The 11,785-nt window shown below is 62.7% G+C and carries 11 protein-coding genes and 1 pseudogene; 8 read left to right on the top strand and 4 right to left on the bottom strand.

Translation table 11 applies throughout. From position 1 onward, the window contains the following. The 8 genes from ABW043_RS16045 to ABW043_RS16080 form a co-directional block, all read left to right on the top strand. The coding region (locus tag ABW043_RS16045; protein ID WP_353922206.1) for a DnaJ C-terminal domain-containing protein at positions 1–845 on the top strand (845 nt) is incomplete at its 5' end. Between the two features lie 163 nt (positions 846–1,008). Then, positions 1,009–1,767: an electron transfer flavoprotein subunit beta/FixA family protein gene (locus ABW043_RS16050; RefSeq protein ID WP_353922207.1), complete on the top strand. Its 759-nt coding sequence runs from the start codon at positions 1,009–1,011 to the stop codon at positions 1,765–1,767. Next, a complete protein-coding gene (locus ABW043_RS16055) occupies positions 1,767–2,696 on the top strand; it encodes an electron transfer flavoprotein subunit alpha/FixB family protein (protein WP_353922208.1) in 930 nt (309 codons plus the stop codon). The genes ABW043_RS16050 and ABW043_RS16055 overlap by 1 nt, the downstream gene beginning before the upstream one ends. Before the next feature lie 79 nt (positions 2,697–2,775). Beyond that, positions 2,776–3,960 carry an amino acid aminotransferase gene (locus tag ABW043_RS16060; RefSeq protein ID WP_353922209.1) on the top strand — a complete coding sequence of 395 codons (1,185 nt, stop codon included), beginning with the start codon at positions 2,776–2,778 and terminating at the stop codon, positions 3,958–3,960. Between the two features lie 119 nt (positions 3,961–4,079). Continuing rightward, positions 4,080–4,733 (top strand): fructose-6-phosphate aldolase, encoded by a 654-nt coding sequence (fsa, locus tag ABW043_RS16065; RefSeq protein WP_353922210.1) that lies wholly within the window; start codon positions 4,080–4,082, stop codon positions 4,731–4,733. A 111-nt stretch (positions 4,734–4,844) separates the two neighbouring features. Then, entirely contained in the window at positions 4,845–5,921 is a 1,077-nt protein-coding gene (locus ABW043_RS16070; RefSeq protein ID WP_353922211.1) for an Mrp/NBP35 family ATP-binding protein, read from the top strand. Positions 5,922–6,023: 102 nt separating this feature from the next. After that, entirely contained in the window at positions 6,024–7,337 is a 1,314-nt protein-coding gene (locus ABW043_RS16075; RefSeq protein ID WP_353922212.1) for a GH1 family beta-glucosidase, read from the top strand. 49 nt (positions 7,338–7,386) lie between these two features. Continuing rightward, positions 7,387–7,959 (top strand): UPF0149 family protein, encoded by a 573-nt coding sequence (locus tag ABW043_RS16080; protein WP_353922213.1) that lies wholly within the window; start codon positions 7,387–7,389, stop codon positions 7,957–7,959. A gap of 5 nt (positions 7,960–7,964) precedes the next feature. Here the strand turns inward: ABW043_RS16080 and ABW043_RS16085 are convergent, their stop codons facing one another. The 4 genes and pseudogenes from ABW043_RS16085 to ABW043_RS16100 all read right to left on the bottom strand — a co-directional run. Next, complete coding sequence (locus tag ABW043_RS16085) at positions 7,965–9,515, bottom strand: dipeptide ABC transporter ATP-binding protein (RefSeq protein ID WP_353922214.1); 1,551 nt, start codon at positions 9,513–9,515, stop codon at positions 7,965–7,967. Further along, positions 9,502–10,350, bottom strand: a complete 849-nt coding sequence (locus ABW043_RS16090; RefSeq protein WP_353922215.1) for an ABC transporter permease — start codon at positions 10,348–10,350, stop codon at positions 9,502–9,504. Before ABW043_RS16090 ends, ABW043_RS16085 begins: the two co-directional genes overlap by 14 nt. Beyond that, the gene (locus ABW043_RS16095) at positions 10,347–11,297 is read right to left on the bottom strand and encodes an ABC transporter permease (protein WP_353922216.1); all 951 of its coding nucleotides are present in this window, start codon (positions 11,295–11,297) and stop codon (positions 10,347–10,349) included. Before ABW043_RS16095 ends, ABW043_RS16090 begins: the two co-directional genes overlap by 4 nt. A 141-nt stretch (positions 11,298–11,438) precedes the next feature. Next, positions 11,439–11,785: pseudogene (locus tag ABW043_RS16100) on the bottom strand (ABC transporter substrate-binding protein); the annotation flags it as partial.

Genomic DNA, 11,785 nt, shown 5'->3' on the forward strand with positions numbered 1-11,785 from the left:
ACAATAAGTTTGCCGAGGCAACGCATGCCTATGACCTGCTCAACGACGCCGAAAAGCGCGGGCAGTTTGATCGCGGCGAAATCGATGCCGAAGGCAATCCGCGTTTTGCCGGCTTCGGTGGTGGTGCTGGCGGCAGAGCTGGCGCGCGGCCGGGAGCGGGCGGGGCAGGCGGGTTTTCCGCCGAAGACATTTTGAAGGAATTCATGAGCGGCTTTGGCGGCCAGCCTCGCGGTGGCGCCGGTGGCCGAACCGCAGGCGCGGGCGGAGCCCAATGGGACCCGTTTGCCGGCGGCATGGGAGCTGGCGCAGGCGCCGGACCGGGCGCTGGTGCGCGCATGAAGAGCGAAGATATCGTGGTCAACGCGACCGTCTCGCTCGAAGACGCCCACAATGCGGCCTCGGTGCCGGTGCGCATGCCCTCGGGCAAAATGCTGTCGGTAAAGCTGCCTGAAAAGGTTGAAGAGGGTCAGCAGATCCGCCTCAAGGGGCAGGGCGCGCCCAATGGTTTTGGCGAAGCCGGCGACGCTCTGGTGACGGTGCGGTTCGAAAAATCCAAAGTGTTCCGGCGCGACGGCAAGGATGTGCGCACCGATATTTCCGTGACGCTTTACGAAGCCGTGCTCGGCGCCAAAGTGCGCGTGCCGACGCTCGACGGTTCGGTCGAACTGAACCTGCCGCCCGGTGTCGATACCGGCAAGGCGCTGCGCCTCAAGGGCAAGGGCCTTTATGGCGATGGCGATCTCTACGTGAACATTCGCGTGGTGCTGCCCCCAGGTGGCGACCCGGACCTCGAAGCGCTGGCGCGATTCATGCGCGACCAGAAACCATACAAAGTCAGGGACTAACGTCTTCCCGTCGCCATGGCCGGGCCTTCCCGGCGGTGGCGACGGATTGCCGCGCAGGCACCCCTTTCTAATATTCGCCGCACGACCGAACCGAATTTCCCCTGCTCAGCCTTGTTCGCTTCGGCTCAACCTGCCATTGAACCCGGGAAATTCGGAGCCGCCCATGAAAATCCTCGTCGCCGTCAAGCGCGTCGTCGACCACAATGTCCGCATCCGCGTTCGTCCCGATGGAACTGGCGTGGAAACCACAGGCGTACGCATGTCGATGAATCCCTTCTGCAAGCATGCGGTAGAGGCCGCCGTGCAACTGGCCGAAAAGGGCCAGGCGAGCGAAGTGGTCATCGTCTCCGTCGGTCCCAAGCAGAGCAACGACGTCATCCTGACCGCCCTCGCCATGGGCGCCCATCGCGGCATCCTCGTCGAAACCGACGCGGCCCTCGAAACCCTCACCATCGCCAAGCTTTTGGCAAAGGTGGCCGAGGAAGAGCAGCCCGACCTGATCCTTCTCGGCAAGCAGGCCGTCGACGACGATTCCAACCACGTCGGCCAGATGCTCGCTGCCCTCACCAACCGCCCCCAGGCCACCTTCGCCTCGGAAATCGTGGTGAAGGGCTCCGAGTTGGAAGTCACCCGCGAAGTCGATTACGGCCGCGAAACCATCGCTCTGCCGCTCCCCGCCGTCGTCACCGCCGACCTTCGCCTCAACACCCCGCGGAACGCCGCCCTCCCCATGGTGATGAAGGCGCGCTCGAAGCCGCTCGCCGTGCGCCCGGCCGACACCTTCGGCGTCGATCTCGCCCCGCGCCTCACGATCGAAAAGATATCCCCGCCCGCCGAACGTGTCCCCGGCAAGACCGTCGGCTCGGTTTCCGACCTCGCCGCGGCCATCGCCGCTGAAGTCAACGAGATGGAGGCGCTCTGATGTCGGTTCTCCTGCTTGCCGATCACGACAAGGGTGAACTCTCACCCGCCACCGCGCGCTTGGTCGCTGCCGCGAGCCAACTCGGCCCGGTCGACCTCCTCATCGTCGCCGAAAACGCCGGCAACATCGCTGCATCAGCCGCTGAAATCGCTGGTGTTCGGATAGTCCAAGTGGTGAAGGCGGCCGAAACAGCCGAATCCATCACCAATGCCCTCGAAAGCCTCGCTCAACGCTACCAGTCTGTTAGCGCGAGTGCCTCGTCGGTGGGCAAGGACGTTATCCCGCGCCTCGCCGCAAAGCTCGATATCCAGCCGGTCACCGATATTGTTTCTATCGAAGGCGCCAACCGCTTCACCCGACCGATTTACGCCGGCAACGCGCTCGAAACCGTCACCGACCCGCAGCCAAAGCACCTCCTCACCTTCCGCGCGTCGGCCTTCCGCCCGGCAGCCTCGGGCAATGCCGCGCCGGTTGAACACCTAGACCTAACAGTTACTTCCGCCGCCCGCTTCCTCGCTGCCCACCGCACCGAAAGCGACACGCCCGATCTCGCCACCGCCCAGATCGTCATTGGCGGCGGCGTCTCGGTCGGCTCCGCCGAAGGCTTCCAGCTCATTGAAAAGCTTGGCAAAACCCTTGGCGCCGCAGTCGGCGCCACCCGCGCCGCGGTCGACGCCGGCTACGCCCCCAATGATTGGCAGATCGGCCAGACCGGCAAGATCATCGCGCCGGACCTCTACATCGCCATCGGCATCTCCGGCGCGCTGCAGCACCTTGCCGGCATCCAGGGCGCCAAGAAGATTTTCGCCATCAATACCGATCCAGAAGCACCCCTGGTGAAAATCGCCGACGTGGCGCTGATTGGCGATCTCTTTGAAATCGTTCCGCAATTGATTGCAGAACTCGAAAAACACGGCCTCAAACGCTGAGGCTTACGCCCTCTGTTTCAATTGCAAAAATCCCCCAGCCGCCTATAAAGACGGCGCCTTCTCACCGGACTTCCGAAAAATGTTCGAAAACCTCTCAAAGGCTCCTGGCGACAAGATTCTTGCGCTCATGGGCGAATACGCTGCTGACCAGCGTTCCACCAAGATCGACCTCGGCGTCGGCGTCTACAAAGACGAAAAGGGCGTGACCCCGGTCATGACCTCGGTGCGCAAAGCCGAAGAGAAGATCCTTTCGAACGAAAAAACAAAGACTTACCTCGGCATCGCCGGCAATAAGGGCTTTGGCACCTCGGTGCTCGACCTCGTGCTCGCCGGTAGCGTCGACCTCTCCCGCGTCCGTATCGCTCAGGCGCCCGGCGGCACTGGCTCGCTCTGGGTGCTGATGCAGCTCATCAACCGCGCGCGTCCCGGCGCCACGGTTTATGTGTCGGACCCGACCTGGGCCAACCACAACCCGATCGCCATCAATTCCGGCCTCAAGGTCGCGACTTACCCCTATTTCGATACGGAAACGCGCGGCGTCAAATTCGCCGAAATGCTGGCAACGCTTGATAAATTGGGCGCTGGCGATGTCGTGCTGCTGCACGGCTGCTGCCACAACCCCACCGGCGCGAACCTCTCCAACGAACAGTGGGACCAGGTCGCCGCGAGCCTCCTCCGCACCGGCGCGCTGCCATTCGTCGACCTCGCCTATCTCGGCTTCGGCGATGGCATCGAAGCCGACGCCTATGGCACCCGCAAGATTCTATCCACGGTGCCCGAGGCTCTGGTAGCATTCTCCGGTTCGAAGAATTTCGGGCTCTATCGCGAGCGCGTTGGCGCTGCAATTCTCATCGCCCGCGATGAAAAAGAAGCGGATATTACAAATTCGCAGCTTCTGAACATCATCCGCGGCGCCTATTCCCAGCCACCCGATCACGGTGCCGAGATCATCCGCACTATCCTCGAGGACAAGGCTCTGCGCGCCGAGTGGGAAGAGGAACTGGCGTTGATGCGTAACCGCATGATTTCATTGCGGAAAAAGCTCGCAGATGCGATCCGCGAACGCTCCAATTCCTCAGATTTCGACTTCGTCGCCGACCATCGCGGTATGTTCTCGCTGCTCGGCCTCACGGTCGAGGGCGTCGATCATCTTAAAGCCGAAAACGGGGTCTATATGACTTCGGACAGTCGCATCAACGTCGCCGGCATCCCGGAAGATCGCGTCGGCGATCTTGCAACCGCCCTGCTGGGTGCCGCCAGCTGAAATTGCAATGACTTCAAAGCTCTCTTTGCTTTCAAGTCATTGCCCATCACGCTTGCGGCGTGCCGCCGCCGTGCTACATCTTGGCTAAAGGCCACTCGTTAGGAATCTAGGAGGGAACGATGAAGTTCTTCGTCGATACTGCAGACACCGCCGCCATCAAGGAACTCTATGAAACCGGTCTCCTCGACGGCGTCACCACCAATCCGTCGCTGATCGCCAAGTCCGGCCGCGACTTCAAGGAAGTCATCGCCGAAATCTGCGCCATCGTTCCCGGCCCGGTTTCCGCTGAAGTCGCCAGCCTTGAATATGACGGCATGATCGCTGAAGGCGAACACCTCGCCAAGATCGCCTCCAACGTCGTCATCAAGCTGCCGCTGACCCTTAACGGCCTGAAGGCAACCAAGTATTTCAAGGAAAAGGGCGTCAAGACCAACGTCACGCTCTGCTTCTCGGCCAATCAGGCCCTGCTCGCCGCCAAGGCCGGCGCGACCTATATCTCGCCCTTCATCGGCCGTCTCGATGACATCAATATCGATGGCGTCGAGCTGATCGAAAACATCCGCATCATCTACGACAACTATGGCTTCGAGACCGAAATTCTCGCCGCCTCGATCCGTTCGCCCAACCACGTGACCGAAGTCGCCCTTGCCGGCGCCGACGTTGCCACCATCCCGCCGGACGTGATCAAGAAGCTTGCCAACCACCCGCTGACCAATGCGGGCATCGAAGGCTTCCTCAAGGACTGGAAGGCCACCGGCCAGTCGATCCTCTAAGGATCGTCGCAATCCATTGATTGGCTTCGGATAATTTCGAAGCCATGCCTTTTGAAGGCCTCGCCCTCGTAAAACGCCTGGGTGAGGTCTTTCTCTTTTTTCGAGACCCAGATGGCCGATACCGAACTCGCCGCCCGCATCAAAGCCGCTCTTAATGCCGTGGAAATCCCCGGCGGCGGCGACCTCGCGAGTTTTTCCGGCCTCTCCGAAATCATCGTCACCCCCAGCGCCGTCGCCTTTGCCGTCGGCGTACCGCAGGGCATGGAGGCCGCTTTCGGCCCGGCGCGCGACGCCGCCATCGAAGCGGTGAAAAGCCTCTCCGGCTCGCGAAAAGTGATGGTGTCCATCACCTCCGAAAAGCAGGCCGGCCCCAAATTTTCCCACGGTTCCCCCCAGCCACAGGGAAAGACCCGCGTGAAGGGCGTTCGCCGCATCATCGCTGTCGGTTCGGGCAAGGGTGGCGTCGGCAAATCCACCACCTCGGTCAATCTCGCCCTGTCCTTTGCCGCCGAAGGCCTCAAGGTCGGCATGCTCGACGCCGATCTCTATGGCCCCTCGGTCCCCAAGCTGCTCGGCATCGAAGACCGCACGGCGCTCCGCGACGACGGTATTTTTCAGCCGCACGAGGCCTTTGGCATGAAGGTCATGTCGATCGGCGCGATGCTGGTTCCCGGCCAGGCCGTCGTCTGGCGCGGTCCCATGGCGACCTCCGGCCTGCGCCAACTGCTGCGCGAAACCGATTGGGGCGATCTCGACGTCCTTGTCATCGACCTGCCGCCCGGGACCGGCGACATCCACATCGGCCTTTTCCAGCAGACCATTGTCGATGGCGTCGTCATCGTCTCGACCCCGCAGGATCTCGCGCTGATCGACGCGCAGAAGGCCATCGACATGCTCCGCCGCATGTCCGTGCCCATCCTGGGGCTCATTGAAAACATGAGCTATTTCATCGCCCCGGACACCGGCAACCGCTACGATATTTTTGGCACGGGGGGCGCGGAGAGAGCAGCCTCGCGCCTCGACATTCCTTTCCTCGGCGCCATCCCGCTGGTCATGTCGATCCGCGAGAATTCCGATGCCGGCGTGCCGCCTTTGGCAGCGGACCCGCAGGGTGCGGAAGCCTCCGCATACCGTGTGATCGCCCAGAGACTTCTGGCCGGCATGCCAGTCAGCAAAGCGCTGTTCTAGGCGTATTCAGGCACCGAAATCGATTGCTGAAATCGATTGCATGACTTTTCCGAACAGGCTATCCGGCTAGTCTACAAGGGCGCCACGCCCGACGGAGGGGTTATGTTCTCGATCGATCGCAACGATTTTGGTCCCGACTTTACCTTTGGCGTCGCCACCGCCGCCTACCAGATCGAAGGCGGTCAGCGCGACGGCCGCGGCCAGTCTATCTGGGATACGTTCTCGGCAACGCCGGGTAATGTCCATAACGGCGACACCGGCCTTAACGCCTGCAATCACTACGAGCTTTGGCCGCAAGACCTTGATCTCATCCGCGACGGCGGGTTTGGCGCCTACCGCTTCTCCATAGCCTGGCCGCGCCTCATCCCCGAAGGCACCGGCGTCATCAATCAGGCCGGCATCGACTTCTATGACCGTCTGATCGACGGCATGCTCGAGCGCGGCCTCAAGCCATACGCGACCCTTTACCACTGGGATCTGCCCTCGGCGCTGCAAGACCGCGGCGGCTGGATGAACCGCGATATCGCCAACTGGTTCGGCGACTACGCGACGCTGGTTGGCGAGAAGTTCGGTGACCGGCTCGCTGCGACCGCCACCATCAACGAACCCTGGTGCGTCGCCTTCCTCAGCCATTTCCTAGGCATTCACGCCCCCGGCTATCGCGACATGCGCGCCGCGGCGCGCGCCATGCACCATGTGCTCTTTGCTCATGGCACCGCCATCGATGCCCTGCGCGCCACCGGCACCAAAAACCTCGGCATCGTGCTCAATCTCGAAAAGTCCGAGCCGGCGAGCGACAGCGCAGAAGATAAGGCCGCCTGCAATTTCGGCGATGCGCTGTTCAACCGCTGGTATCTCGGTGGCGTCCTCAAGGGCCAGTATCCTGCCGAACTGACCGAATGGCTTGCGCCCTACCTGCCGGCCAACTATCAGGCCGATATGCCGGTGGTCTCCCGTCCGCTCGATTGGCTCGGCATCAACTACTATACCCGCGGCATCTACAAGGCTTCGACCGAGCCGGGCCGCCCCTTTGCGCAGGTCAAGGGCAACCTTGAGCAGACCGATATCGGCTGGGAAATCTACCCCAAGGGCCTGTCGGACCTGCTGGTTCGCGTCTCCAACGAATATACCAAAATCCCGCTCTACGTGACCGAGAACGGCATGGCCGAAGTCGAAGGCGACGACGATCCGCGCCGCGTAAAATACTATGACGAGCACCTCAAGGCCGTGCTCGCCGCCCGCGAAGCCGGCGCCGACGTACGCGGCTATTTTGCCTGGTCGCTGCTCGACAATTACGAATGGGCCGAGGGCTATAACAAGCGCTTCGGTCTCGTGCATGTCGACTACGAAACCCAGCAGCGCACGCCCAAGGCCAGCTACCGTTCTTTCCAGGGCATGCTGCACAACACGCGCTAAGCCGTGTATAGGGTCCGCGTCTCTCCATTTGATGCGGACCGGAACTGCCATGACTTCTGAACTCACCGACCTGCCGGAATCCCTGGTTCGGCTCGAAGACCTGCTTGCCGAGGCCGACGATGAGGCGATGCTGCTCTCCGAGCTCGACGGGTTCCTCTGCTGCCTTGCCGTCGGTCCCGAGCCGATTGCCCGCGACGAATGGTGGCCGTTCGACTGGCTGGCCGACGAGCGCGGCGAAACCAAGCCCGGCACTGCAGAGCTCGAAACGCTGATCGTGGCGCGCCTCGCCGAGATCGAGACAGAGCTCCGCGCCAACGAATATGCGCCGCTTTACGAGGTGGACGAGGAAACCGACGAAGTCGTCTGGCAGGTCTGGATGGCCGGCTTCCAGCAGGCGATGCTCATGCGCTTCGACTACTGGGACGAGCTGCTCCGCGACACCGGCGAAGACACGCGCGGCGAGGCTGCCATGCTTCTGGCCTCAGGCCTGATGCTGTCTTCCCCCGACACCCGCCCCGACGACACGGCGGGCGAGGAAGAATGGGCCGAGTATGACGAGGTCATGGAAGCCATGCCCGAAAACCTGGCCATTGCAGCCGTGCTGCTGCATCAGTTGCACTAGGCCGACTAGGCGGCGATATCGGGCAGGCGGGCGGCCATGAGCGCCTTGGTCAGCCGGTGCTGCGGCGCCGCGAATAAGGCATCTGGCTTGCCCTCCTCGACGATTTTACCCGCTTCCATCACCAGCACACGATCCGCCATGGCCGCGACCATGTCGAGGTCGTGGCTGATGATGATGTAGGTGAGGCCAAACTGGTTCTGCAGTTGGGCCAACAGGTCGAGCACATCGCCACGCACCGAAACATCCAGCGCCGAAACCGGCTCGTCGAGGACGACAAGGCTGGGGCGGGTGACGAGGGCGCGGGCGATGGCGAGACGCTGCCGCTGGCCGCCCGAGAACTCGTGCGGGAAGCGGCTGAGCATGGCGCGATCCAGCCCGACGGATTCGATCGCTTCGACCAGTCGCTGCTCGTGCTGAGCGGGGTCGAGGCCTGGTATGAGTCTCAAAGGCTCGCCAAGCGACCGGGCAATACTCAGCCGCGGGTTGAAACTGCCGAACGGGTCCTGGAACACCAGCGAGAGATCGGCGCGGCGGGCTGATGGTAGGTCGCCGCCGCGATAGGCAGTGCCTTCAAACCGCATCTGCCCCGAGGTTGCGCTATCGAGCCCGACGATCATCCGGGCGAGCGTGGTCTTGCCACAGCCGGATGGGCCGACGATCGCCACGCATTCGCCGGCCGAAACGCTTAAGCTGACATCGTTGACCGCCAGCAGCGGCTGCCGCCCCCAGCGCCAGAAGCCGCCCTGCGAAAAAGCCCGTGTCAGGTGGTCGACTTCGAGCAAGGTCTTGTCCGTGACATGCGGCTCGCCCTGGCGCGGTGCCATGCGCGTCGCCGCGACCAACTTGCGTGTGTAGTCCTCGCCTGGCTGCGACAGGACCTCTTTTACCGAACCGCTTTCGACCAGCTTGCCGCCGCGCAGAACGGCAATCCTGTCGCACAGCGCCGCGACGGCGCGCATGTCGTGGCTGATGAAGATCAACGTCATCTGCCGCCGGTTGCAAATGTCGCGGATCAGATCGAGCACCACGCGTTGGGTGATGACATCGAGGGCCGAGGTCGGCTCATCGGCGATCATCAGATCCGGCGCGCTGGCCAGCGCCATGGCGATCATAACACGCTGTCGCTGCCCGCCCGAAAGCTGATGCGGAAAGCGCTCAGCGTGGCGCGCTTCGAGCCCGACTTCTTCGAGGAGGCTGGCAACGTCACCATCCTGGCCAGTCAGCTTGACGGCTTCCTCGATCTGGTCGCCAACCCGCATCAGCGGATTGAGGGCTGTCATCGGCTCCTGAAAGACCACGCCGATGCGTTGGCCACGCAAGTGCGCCATGGCCTTTTCGTCTTGGGGCAGGGGGGCGCCGTCGAACCGAATGGTGCCTGAGACCTCTGCGTTTTCGGGCAGCAGACCGGTTATGGCCAGGGCCGTCAGCGATTTGCCCGAGCCGCTTTCGCCAATGATGCCAAAGCGGTCGCCCTTGTTGATGGTCAGGGACAGGTCCGATACGGCCGGCTTGCCGCCAAAGCTGATCGTGAGCCCGTTGATGTCAACCAGCGACATTGGTCAGCCCCCGATTGCGCAGGCGCGGGTCGAGCGCATCGCGCAACCCATCCCCGGCGATGTTGAGGGCGATCACGATCACCACGATGGCGAGCCCCGGCGCAAGGCTGAGCCAGGGGTGAATGAGAAAGAGGCTCTGCGCATCCCGCAGCATGAGGCCCAGGCTCGTAGCAGGCGGCTGGGTGCCGAGCCCGATATAGGAAAGGCCCGCCTCGGCCAGAATGCCGAGCGAAAGCTGGATCGTGCCCTGCACGATGATGAGGCTGGCAATATTGGGCAGCAGGTGCCGCACCGCGATCATCGGCCTGCTGAGGCCCGCAAGGCGCGCCGCGGCGACGAAATCCAGCGTCGAGATAGCCAATGCGCCGCCCCGCGCCACTTGCGCAAAAACCGGCACGTTGAAAATGCCGATGGCGATCACCGCATTGCTGGCGCCGGGCCCCATCAGCGTCGCGATGAGAATGGCGATAACGACCGCGGGGAAGGCAAAGGCGAGATCGGAAAAGCGCAGCACGACCCATTCGACAGGCCCACCATAAATGGCGGCAGCGAGCCCTAGCGGCACACCGATACCTGCGCCGATGAGGACGGCCATGGCGCCGACGGTAAAACTCGTCAACGTGCCCGACATGATCAGCGAAAGCATGTCGCGGCCGAGCTGGTCGGTGCCCAGCCAGTGTTCCGGACCCGGCGTTGCAAAGCGCCGCGCGATGGAAATGTCGGCGATGGGGTAGGGCGTCCAGACAAGCGAGAGCAGCGCCAGGAGCGCGAACAACACTGTGGCCGTCAGCCCGATGGCAAGACCGGGATGCCTATAAATGCTGCGCCAGTTCATACGCGTCGCTCCCGCAAGCGCGGATCGACAAGGCCATAGGCGATGTCGACGACCAGCATGGTAAATGTGACGGCCAGCACGAGGATGATAGTGGCGCTCCGCACCAGTACGAGATCGCGCTCGGAGATGGCGGTGTAGATCAACCGACCCAGGCCGGGGAGATAGAAGACGTTTTCGACGATAATGGTGCCGGCGATGAGAAACGCGAATTGCAGCCCCAGAATGGTCAGGACGGGCAAGAGTGCATTGCGCACGCCATGACGCCACAGGGCCTCGCCAAAGGTCATGCCCTTGGCCCGGGCGGTACGGATAAAATCCTGGCTCGATACGTCGACGAGCGCCGTGCGCATGACGCGCGCGAGAATGGCGGCCTGAGGCAGGGCGAGGGCAAGGCTGGGTAGAACCAGGCCGCGGAGCGAAGCCGAGGCGTCTTCATGCCAGGGCGTGAAGCCGCCGGGCGGCAGCCAGCGCAAGGTAACGGCAAAGAGCAGCGTGAGCAGCATGCCGAACCAGAAATTGGGAATGGCGACACCAGTCTGGGCGAGGACCATGAGCGCGGTGTCGACGAGCTTGCCGCGGTGCCGGGCGGCCAGAATACCGAGCGGCAGGCCAATGACCGTGGAGATGACCATGGCGAAAATGGTCAGGGGAAGGGTGACCGCCATGCGGTCGGCAATGAGACCCGCGACAGGCAGTTTCTGCGTTTGCGACAGGCCAAAATCGCCGCGCAGCATGCCAAAGAGCCAGTTGCTGAAGCGGACAATGGCTGGGTCGTCGAGCCCCATCTGCAGGCGCAACGCGGCTACTGACTCTGGCGTCGCATTGATGCCGAGGATGAAACGCGCGGGATCGCCGGGGAGCAAGTCGAGCAGCAGGAAGATGACCGCTGCGGCGATGAGGAGAGTGACGAGAAAGCCGAAGATGCGACGGAGGATGTAGAGGGTCATTTGAGGAAGAACCCCCACGCAACCTCCCCCTGGAAGGGGGACGGGCAGGCCGGTTTCTGTCTCTGTAGTCTGCCGCGTGCTCTGCCCGGTTCCTCCCCCCATTGAGGGGAGGCCAGGTGGGGGGCGCTTGCGGCCGAAGTCTTATTCAACCCAATGAACGTCGCGCAGCACCACGCCTTCGACGGGCGCGTTCTGCCACATGCCTTCGAGCTTGGCGTTCCACACGCCCGTCTGGGCGAGTTCGAAGAGGAAGCCGTTGACTGCATCCTCTGCGATGATGGTCTGCATCTGTTGTGCCAGCTCCTTGCGCTTGGCCTCGTCGGTCGTGGCATTGAGCGTCTCGTTGAGGGCCTGCACTTCGGGGTTGTTATAGCCGAAGTAGTAGTCGGGATTGGCATAGATGCCAATGTCGAACGGCTCCACATGGCTGATGATGGTCAGGTCGAAGTCCTTGTTGCCAAAGACGTCTTCCAGCCACTGTGCCCATT

It is taken from the genome of Devosia sp., assembly GCF_040509215.1.
Classification (GTDB): Bacteria; Pseudomonadota; Alphaproteobacteria; order Rhizobiales; family Devosiaceae; genus Devosia.